The organism is Mucilaginibacter gilvus (assembly GCF_004054195.1).
Taxonomy (GTDB): Bacteria; Bacteroidota; Bacteroidia; order Sphingobacteriales; family Sphingobacteriaceae; genus Mucilaginibacter; species Mucilaginibacter gilvus.
The window spans coordinates 546,825-559,944 of record NZ_SBIW01000003.1 but is presented as its reverse complement, the minus strand read 5'-3'; the positions used below and the strand labels follow the sequence as shown (position 1 = coordinate 559,944).

The following is a 13,120-nucleotide window of genomic DNA, read 5'->3' as shown; positions in this document are numbered from 1 at the left end:
GCAAAATGATAATTGATAATATGACAGGCGGAGTAACTGTTGTTTTTTGACTATTACCTTTTTTTCTTGTCGTGGTAACAGCGTGGCAATGATTTAAAAAATACGATAACTCATTGATTAACAGAACCGCTTTTAGTTAGGTTCAGGAACATAGCTATTCCAAACATTATTCTTATCTCGCACTGTGATTAAAGAATATTCGTATAACTTATTTAGATTAAACATTTTTATATTACCTTTGAAGAGTCGTCGGAATAGTCGACAATATGTTTATTGAATGATTCATTGAGTAGTTTAAAAAATACTTTATAACATATTAATATTAAGGCATTTGCATACCGGGTTCAATTCCCGCTCTGAGTACAAAATGCGAAAGTAGCTCAGTTGGTAGAGCACGACCTTGCCAAGGTCGGGGTCGCGAGTTCGAATCTCGTCTTTCGCTCCAAAAAAACCCTTCCGATATCCAGAAGGTTTTTTTGTTTATTATACATTTTGATTAGGGCAATAGGAGATCAGGGATCAGTCCGAAAAGTTTGGGGCTTGATCCGCAATAGGCCCGACTCCGTATTTGTTTCAACAAAACAAATACTTTTCCTTTTACCCCACAACTTTTCTACTTGCAACGAAGCCCTTGGCGCCGACGTGGCGCTGCCGTTGTTGCAACCCACGTAGAATGCACAACATAAAAAACCCTCTCAATCTTTCGATTAAGAGGGTTTTTATTTGATTTGGTATCGCTTGTTGTCGGGATGGCAGGATTCGAACCTGCGGCCTCCACATCCCAAATGTGGCGCGATACCGGGCTACGCTACATCCCGTTCCGATTGGGATTGCAAAAGTAGGATTTTAAACCGAGTTGCAAAACTTTTTTTTAAAGAATTTACTGCAGCGCCGCTAACAAATTCATTTGCAAAAACTTAAGCGTAAAATTATTTTTCGCTGTTTAAGCCCCACGCCCTTTTGAGTGCCACCATGCTTAAAATACTACAGATGTAGTATTGATGGCTTGTTTAATTTACTGTCACTTTATGCCAATCAATAACTAACGAGGCGATCAAAAACATAAAAGAAGATCTTTCTACCGGGGGGTGTTAGTGAAAGCTCGGTGTCCAGCGATGGCCCGGGCTTTTTATTATTAAAAGTGCAACGTCGCCTTATTGCCAACTTACTTGTAATAGTGCTATTACCACGCAATATGTAAAAAGCTTTGCCCCATCTCTTTTAAAATGCCCATATTTAAACCTTTAAACAAATTTTGCGTATAAAAGATACTGACCCCGGCCACCTGAATGCATATTAAACGTCTGCTTTTTTTACTGTTGATTTTTCTTGCTACTCAGAAAGCATACGTTTCTGCACAGGGTATTGTTCAAAAACTTACCAATATTTATAGTGCCAATGCCATTTCGCAAAATTCTATCCAATGTATTTACCAGGATAAGTACGGCTTTATGTGGTTTGGCACACAGGATGGGCTAAACAAATACGATGGCTATAACTATACCACTTACAAGCACATACGCAACAACAGCAAGAGTTTACCAGCTAATAACGTACTGGCCGTTTGTGAAGATGCCGATGGTAATATATGGGCGGCAACGCGTATAGGCGGGCTAAGCAAATATAACCGCGCCTACGATTGGTTCATAAACTACAAACACGACGAGAAAAACAACACATCGATAAGCAATAATAACATCACCTACGTTTATACCGACCGCAAAAAGAATTTATGGGTAGGTACAGATAACGGACTAAACCTATATGATAAAAAAACAAACAGCTTTAAACAATACTACCACAACAACCTGCCTAACAGTTTAAGCAGCTCTGCCATCTACACCATATACGAGGATAGCACAGGCCGGCTTTGGATAGGCACCGATAAAGGGCTAAACCTGTTAAACACACGCACCAACGGCTTTACTCACTTTGCACACAGTAAGGCTGATAAGAAAAGCATCAGCGATAACATTATAACCTCGATAGCCGAAGATGAGCGCCATAATTTATGGCTTGCCACTTACAATGGGCTAAATTTATTGAATGCTGATTCGACTTTTACGGTGTATGCCACTGAGCGCGATAAATACACACTAAACGGCGATAACCCAATTTACAGCTTAACGCCCAATTTTGCGGGCAAACTATGGGTTGGTACAAACACCACATTACAGTTGTTTGATGTTAATAAAAAAGTGTTTATAGATATAAACAGCCAGCCAACGGAGCAAGATAACATGCCAAACGATGGCATTTACGCATTATGGATAGATAAGCAAAAAGCCTTATGGATAGGCACTTCCAGCGAGGGTATCTTAAAGTACGATAGCAACCTAAACCTGTTCCCTTCTTATAAAGCCTCGGCTAATACCAATCCATCTATCGCCAACATCATCCGGGGAATAGCGGCAGATAAAAACAGCAACTTATACCTGGCTACCGATGCCGGCATGGCCTATTATGACCGCGCCAGGGCTAAATATACCCTTTATAGCCATAATGCCATTAATAAAAATGCTATCACAACAAATTACACCTCATGTATATTCATCAATAAAGCCAACACGACCGTTTGGGTAGGGTTTTACAGCAACGGCGTAGACCGCTATGATATTAAAACCGGGCAATTTAAAAATTACACTATTGGCCAGGGCACCGGCAATTTAAATAACGCTTCGGTTTATGCTTTAGCTGAGGATAATAACAGCCAGATATGGATGGGTACCAATGCAGGCGGAGTAAATGTTTTTGACCCCAAAACCGAAACTTTTAAAAAATTCCTTCATGATGATAAAAACCCAAACTCGATAGCCGATAACGCAATTGAGGCCCTTTACTGCGATAAAAATGGCAATATATGGGCGGGAGGTTATTCCAATGGTGTATCGGTATACGATGCGCGATCCAACAAATTCACACACATTAACAGCAAAAACAGCGGTCTTAGCAGCGATGTGATCAGTTGCTTTTATGAAGATAACAAGGCCACATGTGGATAGGAACCATGGAAGGCGGCCTTAATTGCTATGATTACAAAACCAGGAAGATTACCAGTTACACAGACAATAACGGCCTTATAAACAACACTATAAATTACATCAGGGAGGATGCAAGCGGATATTTATGGCTCAGTTCGCTAAAAGGCATCATCCGGTTCGACCCAGGCACCAAAACCTTCAAAAACTTTGATGAATATAATGGCCTAAAAACCCAGGAATTTAATTTGGGCAGCGGCGCAAAATTACCCAACGGGCAAATTGCCATGGGGAGCATAAACGGTTTCAACCTGATAGATCCGGATAAACTTACCTTTAATACAAACAAGCCCACTGTGGTGCTAAGCGGCTTTGAATTATTTAACAAGCCGGTACAAAATTATGGCGAAAACTCGCCACTAAAACAGAGCATACTTAACGCCAGCGAAGTTACCTTAAATCATGTTCAATCGGTGTTCACCATCCGGTTTTCGGCACTGGCTTATACCATACCTCAAAAAAATTCATACGCTTATAAACTCGAAGGCTTTGATCCGGAGTGGCGTTATGTGGGCAACCAGCGTAGTGCCACATATACCAATCTCGACCCCGGCACTTACACTTTTTTAGTTAAGGCAGCCAATAACGATGGCATTTGGAATAACAAACCTACCACCCTCAAAATAATTATACTGCCCCCTTTATGGATGACGTGGTGGTTTAGAACGCTCGCCGTAATACTATTTATAGCCGTCGCTTATGTTTTTTACATTCTGAGGTTTAATTTCTTTCGCAGACAAAAACTGAGCCTGCAAAAGCAGGTAGAAGACCGTACAGAGCAGATAAGTCAGCAGGCGCTGCATCTTAAAGCCCTCAACCTCGAATTACAGGTACAGGCAAGCGAATTGCAGGCGCAGTCGGAAGAGTTGCAAGCACAATCTGAAGAGCTGCTAACACAAAAAGAGCAGGAAGAACAGGCCCGGTTAGAGGCCGATAAGGCAAATTTGGCCAAAAGTACGTTTCTTGCTACCATGAGTCATGAGATCCGCACGCCTATGAACGGTGTTTTGGGTATGGCCTCCCTCCTTTCAGAAACCGAATTAAACGCCGAGCAGCGCGAATACAACGATGCGATATTGAACAGTGGCGAGTCGTTGCTTACCGTTATAAATGATATTCTCGATTTTTCTAAAATAGAGTCGGGTAACATGGGGCTTGATGAACACGATTTTGAGCTGAGAAAATGCATTGAAGATGTATTTGGGCTTTTTGCGAAAAAGATGTCGCAGGCGGGCATTGAGCTGATTTACCACATTGCCGATAATATTCCCAACCAAATTCACTGCGATGGCTCGCGTTTGCGGCAGGTGCTGGTAAACCTTGTGGGTAATGCTACTAAATTCACACATAAAGGTGAGATATACGTAGGTGTCACGGGTGTTAAAATTGATGAAGATCGCCTGCGGCTCTCCTTTGCCGTACGCGACACCGGCATAGGCATCGCTAATAAAGATTTTGAGCACCTGTTTAGGGCCTTTAACCAGATAGATTCATCGGTAACCCGTAAATACGGGGGCAGCGGACTGGGCCTGGTGATTAGCGAAAGACTGGTAAAACTCATGGGCGGACACATTAAAGTAACAAGCAAGCAGGGGGCGGGCAGTACTTTTGCGTTTGAGATTCTTTGTAAAGAAGGAGCAGCATTACCAACTGCCTCAGAAAACGACGGCAACCAAATTTGCATTGGCAAACGCGTACTAATTATTGACGATAACAGCACCAACCTGCGCATTTTAAAGGTGCAGTTGGAGAAGATAAAGATGATCGTGATTGCTGTTTCATCAGCCTACGAAGCATTGCAGATACTTAAGGCCGATAACGCAATTGACCTTATTATAACAGACATGCAAATGCCTGATATGGATGGCGTTAGCTTAAGCACCCAAATAAGGGCCATACCTAACCTGCAACCTATTATACTGCTTAGTTCGATAGGTAATGAAAATAAAAAAATGTATCCGCACCTTTTTAACAATGTACTTACTAAGCCTGTAAAGCAACAGGCTTTATACGATGTTGTGCAAGCCCAGCTAACGAAGGATACCATAGTGAAGGTGGAGAGCAAAAAGTCGCTGTTATCAGAGCAATTCGCGGTGGATTACCCTTTCAGGATGCTGATAGCCGAAGACAATTTAATGAATCAGAAACTCATCATCAGGATATTAAACAAGTTAGGTTACCAGCCCGATCTGGCTAATGACGGGCGGGAGGTGATGGATATGATGAGTAAAAAATACTATGATATTATATTGATGGATATCCAAATGCCAAATATCGACGGATTGGAAGCAACCCGGCTAATCCGCAAAACATACGGCCTTAAAACAATCATATTGGCCATGACAGCCAACGCCCTCACCGAAGACGAAAACAATTGTTGCAAGGCTGGCATGAATGGTTATCTATCTAAACCTCTTAACCTCGAGTTGCTTATACAATCGTTAAAGGGTCTTTACAACAAAGCCCATCATATTAAATCGTAGCCGGTATACAGCCGTTGTTATTATCGTTACAAGGAAAAAGCAACATAACTATCACCAGACTTACTCCCTATTTTACCACCACCACAAGCTATAACAATATACTGTTTGCCATCTATCTCATAAGCGGCGGGTGTGGCGTACCCGGCAGCCAGCAGTTTTGCTTCCCAAACCACTTTACCGGTTTTTTTATCGAACGCGCGGATCTTCTCGTCCTTCGTAGCAGCAATAAATACCAGCCCACCTTTGGTAACCAGTGGGCCCCCGTAAGTTTCGGTACCGGTAATCGGGATACCGCGTTTGGTTAGTTCGGCATATTCGCCTAATGGCACTTTCCACAGCAATTTACCGCTGGTAAGGTCTATGGCGTTAAGTGTACCCCATGGCGGTTTAATGCCCGGGTAGCCGTCCTTGTCAACAAAGCGGTTGTACCCTGCCATGGTGTATGGCGCGGCAGGTAAGGCACCTTTGGTTTCGGCTATTGCGGGTTGTGGTCCGCCCCTGCTGGTTGGGCCGGTTGCCTCTTTCTCCGGTATTTTTAGCAGAAAGGTTAATATGGCCTTCTTCTCCCCTTCGGGAATAGCTTTGAACGATGGCATCATGTTGCGCCCGTTATCCATGATGCTTTTGGCTTGAAGCTCGTTATACTTCTTCTCCAGGTTAAGCAGTGACGGGATGGTGCTGCCGTTGCCTTTTAAATCGGCACCGTGGCAGGCAATGCAGCGCTGGTTATAGAACGCGTGCCCTGTACCCGCAAGGGTATGATCGTTATTGTCCGTTTTGGGTAAATCTATCATTACTTGTGCCCATGGCAATTCTGTGCTGTTGATGTACATTATTTTGGTTTGCTGGTCAACTGCAGCCCCGCCCCATTCGCCTCCTCCATCAAAACCGGGGAAGATCCAGCCACCATCCTTACTGGGCGGGCTAAACATCGCCCTGTTCTTCACTTTTAGATATTTCTCCATCATATCTTGATGTGTTTCCGGCGAGATATCGGTAACATCCTCCGGGCCGAACTTTTGGCGGGCAAAAGGCTCGGGCAAGGTTGGTATGGGCTGCGTTGGCCATGGCTGCTCACCGGGCAGGCCATTGGTAGGTACCGGTGTTTCGTTTATTGGGAAAATTGGTTTTCCGTTAGTACGGTCGAACATAAATATATAGCCATTCTTGGTTATCTGCGCTACGGCATCAACATCTTTGCCATCGTGTTTAATGGTTACTAAATTGGGGGTTGCAGGCAGGTCGCGGTCCCAAAGGTCGTGGTGTACAAACTGGTAATGCCAAATATATTTGCCTGTGACCGCATCCAGCGCTATCAGGGAGTTGGCATATAGGTTCTGACCCTTGCGGTTACCTCCGTAAAAATCGCCCCCTATAGAGCCTGTAGGGATGTAAACTATCCCGCGCTTTTCGTCCAGTGACATGCCCGACCAGTTGTTTGCGCCGCCAAGGCTTTTCCAGGCATCTTTGTTTTCCCAGGTCTCGTACCCTTTTTCGCCCGGGTGTGGTATGGTGTTAAAGCTCCAGCGCAGTTTGCCGGTAAGCACGTCATAAGCCCTTATTGGTGCGGGCGCTGCGTCTTCACTTTCCGCCACGCGAACGCCCATAATCAATACATCTTTATAAATAATGCCCGGGGTGGTTGATGCCACGAAAGAGTGGATCTCGCGGCCAACATTTTCTGTCATATCTAAATAACCGCCATTGCCAAAACTGGTAAAGGGAACACCTTTTTCGGCATCGATGCAATACACTTTGTTACCTACATTGTAAAACAGCCGCTTGTTACCGCCATCAGCATCTTGCCAGTACACCACGCCACGGTTTACTTTGTAATAAAACATAGGATTGAATTTGGCAGCCGTATCTACCGAAGCAGGGTCGAAAATCCAGTTTTGCTTCCCGGTTACCGCGTTTAAGGAGAACAGTTTAAGCTTTGGTGTAGAACCGTAGAGTACGCCATCAACCATAATAGGATTGCACTGATTTTGCGTGCGGTTGGCCGTGTCCCTATCATTAGAGGTGTATACCCATGTCTGTTTAAGGCCAGCTACGTTTTGCAGATTGATCACCTCGCTTGCAGAGTATCGCGCCGCATCTTTGGTACCCGCGTAGGCTCCCCAGCCTTTGTAGTCGTCACCTGACCCGGAAGTTGACTGTTTACAGGAATAAAAGGTAACCGATAAAAAAATGACGGATAGGAATAGACGGACTGATCTCATGCTGCTATAAATTGGTAAGGCAAGCTATGAAAAAATAAGGAAACGGAAAATTTGGTGCGCCGTGAAGGGGGATGCAGATGTGGTCAGCGGTTTGGAGACGGCCCCATGTTAAGCCATCTCCCATTCCACTGCTTTAAACAAAAATCAATTAACCAATATAAAAAACCATCTTCATGCGATAGGTGTGTGTGCCGATCTGCCAGATTACTTTGAAGCTGATTTATGACCAGACACAGAATAGTAAAAAATATAAACATAGCAGGGCACCATACTGCATAAAAACGCCGATTGCGCCCCTATGCTCTTAGCAAGCAAAGCATACACCTGCGGCAGTATAGCACCGCCTGCAATAGCCATAACCAATAAAGCCGAACCAATTTTGGTGTACTTGCCCAAGCCTTTAATGGCCAACGGGAATATGGTTGGCCACATCAGCGAATTGGCCAGGCCCAATAAGGCGATAAACATAATGCTTAAGTACCCGCTTGTAAGGTACGCTGCAACCGAAAACAAGATGCCGGTTAAAGCCGAAAGCATTAACGCTTTTTCCTGTTTAATGTATTTGGGGATGGTTGCAATGCCGATGATATAGCCTATCACCATCGATGCCAGAGTGTATGAGGTGAAGATCTTCGTTTGGTCGAGGCTCATGCCTAAGGACTTGCCGTAGCTGCCAATTACATCGCCGGCCATTACTTCCACACCCACGTACAAAAACAGGCAGATGATCCCCAAACTAAGGTTTCTGTATTTAAACACGCTCGATTTAGAAGCTACTATGCTCCCATCTGCTGCAATTGCATCTTCTTCGGTATTAATTTCCGGCAAGGATGAGTATTTGATAAGCAAAGCCAATACAGCCAATACAATTGCCATAACCACGTAAGGGGCAATCACACGCGCCGCAAGTGCATTTAGCAACGTTTCCTTTTGCAGAGCGTCCGTAGGGGCCGCCAACTGGGTTTCGATACCCTGTGCGCCCTTAAGCACCAGCGCGCTTAATATAAGCGGACTAAGCACCCCGGCTATCTTATTACAGATGCCCATAATACTGATGCGTTGCGCGGCGCTTTCTATCGGCCCAACAATTGCGATGTACGGATTAGATGCCGTTTGCAATAACGAAAGCCCCATCCCCTGCACAAATAAGCCCACCAAAAAAAGCGGGAACGCCCGGGTATTGGCAGCCGGAACAAATATCAGGGCACCTATACCCATTACAAAAAGGCCAAGCGACATACCATTTTTAAAACCGGTTTTTTTGAGAATGTACGAAGACGGTATCGACAAAAAGAAGTACGCCATGTAAAACGCGAACGTTACCAATAACGCCTCGGAAGTACTGAGCTGGCAAGCAAGCTGCAGGAACGGGATAAGCGTACCGTTTAGCCAGGTAACAAAACCAAAAACAAAGAAGAGGGCGCCGATGATAATGATCGGGTTCAGGGCAGCTTTTTTTGCTTTTAGCTCCATAGCCGGTACAGTTGACATATTGTTTTATAATTTAAATAGAAGATCATTTCGCCGCGAATTCCGGGCTGATATAATCCCTGCACCTCGGTGAGTTTCTATCGAAGTGCAGGGAATTGTTTGTTTACAGCGCTATTTTACCGAACGCAGCGGTTGGCGTCCCGTTCTCTGGCATGGTGCCTATTGGCGCGTAACCCGATGTACTCTCAATAATTGCATAATTTACAAAGCCTTTGGTTGTGCCAAGCTTATCCTTACGGATAGAGAATTCGAAAACAGTTTTACCGGCTACTGATTTAAAGGCAGAATAGTGGAATACTTCGGGCATGTCATAGATCTGCGAGAAGCCAAATCCGCTTTGGGGCCCTGAATGTTTGTAAACACCACCCCAGCCACCAACCAGGCTACCCTCTATCAGCAGGTCGGCACCCGAACTAACCGGGTAAGCCCCTACCGTGAAACCGGTTGCGTTGTTGTTGTCGGTATCAAGGTACATGTCCAAAATTTCCATCTTCATATCCGGAGTACCTTCCAGCAGGAAGAATATTTCGGTTGATGACGCGAATGTTTTTACAGCTGTTAGCGTACCGCCCGATGGTAAAGTGTTGGTGTAAGCATAGTCAACATATTGCCAGTCGGTAAAATCACCGTCAATTTTAATATTGGGGCCTATGATGCTCACGGTATCAATAAAAGTGCTGGTAGCTGACCCACTCTTCGCGGTAAGCGAAACCAGGAAATCGCCTTTTTTCTTGAAGATATGCTGTGGTGCTTTCCTGGTGGATACTTCGCCGCTGCCGTCGCCAAAATCCCAGCTGTATTCGGTGGCATTGGTAGAAAAATTGGTGAAGTTAACATTGTAACCATCGGCCACGTAACTAAATACGGCTTTGGTACCGCTGCCGGTGTTCTCGCCCTTTTTGCAGGAACTTATTGCCAGCACGACTATAAACAAGCCGCACAAGTAGGTAATATTTTTTTTCATCGTTTTAATTTTTAAACAGATTATTGAATTTTTAAACTCGATTTAAGATCATTCATGCCACCGTTTTCTGTTACCCATGTGCCGGTATTGGCCAGCCTTACCGCATACTCTACCCTGTTTTTAAGCGTAGGTGCCTGGTCGGCAATGCGGATGTAAAGCGCATAGTCGCCCGCCGGGATACCACTTAAACTAACCGATTCGCCTATGTTAGCGTTTGGCGCAACGGTTGTTGCTGGTTTACAGGTACGGATGTCATAGGTTAGCGGCGCTTCGTAATAAGTACCGGTAGTTTTATTCTTTAAAATGATACTGGTGTTCTTCTTATTGTAAAGCGGTGCATAACCCGTGTTGGTGATATTAATATCCACCTTCAGGCTGCTGTTTACCGCTGCCGTGGCCGGTAAAACCGCGTTAACTAATGCAATACGGTAGCCGAGGTTCCTTACAAACTCATCAAAACAGCCCGAAGTTCTCCAGGCGCTTAATGTTGGCTGGTAATAGTCGAGGTTAAGATAGGTCCACCTCAGCAGTTTCATTTGCGTGCGGCCCTGCTCACAATTGCTGGAGTATCCACCCAGCGGCGGGCAGGTTTCACCACCTACCGGCACATAAAGCGCCTCGTTGCTTACGTACTGCTTCTCTACCGGGATATTTACGTAAGTACCGTAATCATCATCGCTCGATAAAAAACAATCGTTATGGTGGCCCACACGCGCTATATCGCTGCCCGAGAAACCTTGCGACTGGCTTATGGCTACATTGGTGCCAAAAACATTTTGCTTTTGCAGCGGTGTACGCACCTGCACCATAATATCGGTTGGTACTGCGCTTAACAACTTCAGCAAAATAGTCTTCTCGTTAGCAGGCGTTGCCAGCCCGTTTGTAGAATCGTGCCACTCGCCGTAGGCACCTACAAAACCCGCCTGTACAAAGGCTATTACATCCTGGTTAGCCGCAAACAATGGCTTTAGCTGGTCAATATGCTGCAGCACTATTGCAAGCGGTGCATCACTCCCGGCCATATCCTCGGTATAAGCAAATCGAACGATACCTTTTAAACCTGCGTTACGAATGGTGGTCAGGTCGGCCTGGATAAAATCGAACTTAGCCTGGTCAAGCGCTTTATCCTTGTAGTTTTCCAGGTAAAACACCCGTACTATCAGGGTGGTGTTCTGGTTAGTACGGTAAGTATTCAGCACAGCCGCGTCTAAAGCCGTACGGATAGTAAAGGTTTTGGTGAAACCCCGGTCCGGGTTAGGAAAGACCTCTGCGGATGATGCAAACTTAACGCCCGTGTCAGCCGGGGTTGGATCCGGAGCGGGTTTACCTTTTTTGCACGCTACCAGTATTCCGCAACACACAATTAGCATGGCAGTAATGCCTAATGTTATTATTCCCTTCTTATTCGTCTTCATCTTTTTCATTATTAGTTAAAAAATAGCTATTGTTACAGCTAATCAATTATACCCCGGGTTTTGTATAAACTTACCTTTGCCCTCAGCAACGCGTGCCTGCGAAAATGGATATACAACTTTATTAGGGCCTGTGTAGATAGAGTGTTTAACCTCCTGGCAGCGCGATATAAATTTACCCATACGGATCAGATCGGCGCGGTACTGGCCATTTTCGCACCAAAACTCGTGGCTGCGTTCGGTCAGTAGCAAATCGTTAAACTGCGCTAATGAACTGTAACTGGCAATTGGTTTTGCCGCCAAACCTGCACGTACTCGTACTTTGGTTACCAAATCCATTGCTTCCTGGCTGGGGCCCGAGATATTGGCGATAGCTTCCGCTTTAGACAACAACACATCGGCATAGCGGTACATCATAATATCAACCGTAGTTAAACCTGTAGTACGGGCGGCATCCTGGTCTATTTTTAGTGGGATAGGGCCGTAATTGATCAGCACACCCGGATTTGCACGATTGTACGTAATACCATCAGTACCTGTAAATTCAGATAACAACATGGTTTTGCGTTTGTCAGCGCTCTCAAAGCTATCGTAAAAATACCAGGTGCTTTGTATGGTACCAAAGCCGCCTTTTGGCGCAAACACTGCCGGTAACACCATCAGCTGCCATTGATTTTCGCTGGTGCCGCCATAATCGCATGGGATAGCCCAAATTGTTTCTTTGCTGTTTTTGGCACCTTCAAGGCCAAACATACCAACGTAATTTGGGTCGAGGGTATAATAGCCATAAGCAATAATATCGTTACTAAGGGTTAATACTTCGGCCCAGTTTTTTTCGTGCAGGTCTAAACGGATCTGGATCATTTTAGCCAGTGCTTTGTTAAACCTGCCATATTCTGCTTCCGATGGCGCAGGTAAGTCTGCTGCTGCTGCAACAAGGTCTGCCTTAATAAAAGCTACTGTTTCCTCGTTTGATAAGCGTGCAAGCGGCTCTTCTTTTAGCGGGCTTTGCAATACAGATAGCGGAGCAATTACAATAGGCCCGTAAAGATCGAACAGCGTATAGGCTAACAACCCTCTTGCGCAACGTACCTGTGCTATCGCTTTCTTTTTCAGTTCGTCACTTACTGTCGATCTTTCTATCAGATCGATGGTGTTGGTCATCATGCTGATTTTGTTATAGTAATCATCGTAATAGTGCGTAAAAGCGAGATCTGATGGGCGGTAATTTTGCAGCGTGGCCAAATTTTGGTCGCCGTACACACCGTAAAGGATCTCTGTTGTGGCATCGCTAATGTACATCACCCCTTTTTCTGAGGTGGAGAAGATCCCGTTACCGTATGATCCGCGCAATGGATAGTAAGCCGCGTTCACCATAGCGTCCAGGTCTTCCGCAGATTTGGGGAAGATGTTTGGGTTTATCTCCGAATAATCAAGAGATACAAGGTCTTTGGTACAGCTACTAAGCAGCACCGCGAGAGACAAGATGAATAATTTATATTTTTTCATT

The 13,120-nt window shown here is 45.0% G+C and carries 7 protein-coding genes and 2 tRNA genes; 3 read left to right on the top strand and 6 right to left on the bottom strand.

Features of this window, described 5'->3' with window-relative positions; genetic code table 11:
- Positions 1-369 precede the first annotated feature (369 nt).
- A tRNA-Gly gene (locus tag EPL05_RS08355) sits at positions 370-445 on the top strand.
- 299 nt (positions 446-744) lie between these two features.
- Here the strand turns inward: EPL05_RS08355 and EPL05_RS08350 are convergent.
- Positions 745-818: transfer RNA gene (locus EPL05_RS08350), tRNA-Pro, on the bottom strand.
- A 471-nt stretch (positions 819-1,289) separates the two neighbouring features.
- Between EPL05_RS08350 and EPL05_RS08345 the strand changes: the two genes are divergently transcribed.
- Both EPL05_RS08345 and EPL05_RS08340 read left to right on the top strand, forming a co-directional pair.
- Complete coding sequence (locus EPL05_RS08345; protein ID WP_128533483.1) at positions 1,290-3,002, top strand: ligand-binding sensor domain-containing protein; 1,713 nt, start codon at positions 1,290-1,292, stop codon at positions 3,000-3,002.
- Positions 2,993-5,521, top strand: coding sequence for a response regulator (locus tag EPL05_RS08340; protein WP_128533482.1), 2,529 nt, complete (start codon positions 2,993-2,995; stop codon positions 5,519-5,521). The genes EPL05_RS08345 and EPL05_RS08340 overlap by 10 nt, the downstream gene beginning before the upstream one ends.
- A gap of 26 nt (positions 5,522-5,547) precedes the next feature.
- On the opposite strand, the gene EPL05_RS08335 is transcribed toward EPL05_RS08340, so the two are convergent.
- The 5 genes from EPL05_RS08335 to EPL05_RS08315 form a co-directional block, all read right to left on the bottom strand.
- Positions 5,548-7,743, bottom strand: a complete 2,196-nt coding sequence (locus tag EPL05_RS08335) for an outer membrane protein assembly factor BamB family protein (RefSeq protein WP_128533481.1) — start codon at positions 7,741-7,743, stop codon at positions 5,548-5,550.
- 204 nt (positions 7,744-7,947) lie between these two features.
- The gene (locus EPL05_RS08330) at positions 7,948-9,234 is read right to left on the bottom strand and encodes a sugar MFS transporter (protein ID WP_128533480.1); all 1,287 of its coding nucleotides are present in this window, start codon (positions 9,232-9,234) and stop codon (positions 7,948-7,950) included.
- Between the two features lie 103 nt (positions 9,235-9,337).
- Complete coding sequence (locus EPL05_RS08325; protein WP_128533479.1) at positions 9,338-10,198, bottom strand: PKD domain-containing protein; 861 nt, start codon at positions 10,196-10,198, stop codon at positions 9,338-9,340.
- Between the two features lie 20 nt (positions 10,199-10,218).
- On the bottom strand, positions 10,219-11,613 hold the full coding sequence (locus EPL05_RS08320; RefSeq protein ID WP_208394705.1) for a DUF4832 domain-containing protein: 1,395 nt from the start codon (positions 11,611-11,613) through the stop codon (positions 10,219-10,221).
- Between the two features lie 42 nt (positions 11,614-11,655).
- Positions 11,656-13,119, bottom strand: a complete 1,464-nt coding sequence (locus EPL05_RS08315) for a RagB/SusD family nutrient uptake outer membrane protein (protein ID WP_128533477.1) — start codon at positions 13,117-13,119, stop codon at positions 11,656-11,658.
- Position 13,120: the final 1 nt, after the last annotated feature.

Excerpts from the sequence above, each read along its gene's own strand:
- EPL05_RS08345 (WP_128533483.1), top strand. The coding sequence starts at position 1,290 with ATGCATATTAAACGTCTGCTTTTTTTACTGTTGATTTTTCTTGCTACT.
- EPL05_RS08340 (WP_128533482.1), top strand. The coding sequence starts at position 2,993 with ATGTGGATAGGAACCATGGAAGGCGGCCTTAATTGCTATGATTACAAA.
- EPL05_RS08335 (WP_128533481.1), bottom strand. The coding sequence starts at position 7,743 with ATGAGATCAGTCCGTCTATTCCTATCCGTCATTTTTTTATCGGTTACC.
- EPL05_RS08330 (WP_128533480.1), bottom strand. The coding sequence starts at position 9,234 with ATGTCAACTGTACCGGCTATGGAGCTAAAAGCAAAAAAAGCTGCCCTG.
- EPL05_RS08325 (WP_128533479.1), bottom strand. The coding sequence starts at position 10,198 with ATGAAAAAAAATATTACCTACTTGTGCGGCTTGTTTATAGTCGTGCTG.
- EPL05_RS08320 (WP_208394705.1), bottom strand. The coding sequence starts at position 11,613 with ATGAAGACGAATAAGAAGGGAATAATAACATTAGGCATTACTGCCATG.
- EPL05_RS08315 (WP_128533477.1), bottom strand. The coding sequence starts at position 13,119 with ATGAAAAAATATAAATTATTCATCTTGTCTCTCGCGGTGCTGCTTAGT.